We start from the raw sequence: 492 nt of genomic DNA on the forward strand, positions 1-492 counted from the left end.
GAGGTTTGGCTTATCTACGGCAAGTGTTTTAGAGGCCAGCTGCTCATCCAGCGCGCCGATGTAGACGCTGGATTGCGGCTTCTCGGCGCCGCTGTTGATGACCTTCGCAAGGCGGGCTTTGCCCAGTACCTCACTGCATTTCTCGTGGCCTTCGCGGAAGGCTTAGCTCGTAGCGGGCAAGTCGCACAAGGACTTGCTGCAATCGAAGAGGCTCTCACGCGATCCCAGCGGAATCAGGAGCGATGGTGCTTTGCCGAAATTCTGCGCGTCAAGGGCGAGCTCATTCTTCGGACCCGCCACCCTGCGGCTGCCACAGAGGCTGAGGGGCACTTCTTGCAGTCAATCGATTCAGCGCGCCGGCAGCAAACGCCGTCTTGGCAATTGCGCACGGCGATGAGTTTAGCTGAGTTGTGGCGTGGTCGGGACAAGCCTGCCGCGGCGGAACAGCTTCTATCATCGGTCTACAACAAATTCAGTGAAGGTTTCGCGACC

1 pseudogene is annotated in these 492 nt (G+C 58.9%); it reads left to right on the forward strand.

Going from position 1 to position 492, the window contains the following annotated elements:
• A pseudogene (locus AC5ZG5_RS46440) lies at positions 1-492 on the forward strand (transcriptional regulator); the annotation flags it as partial.

This window comes from Bradyrhizobium sp. Ses1 (genome assembly GCF_059512365.1).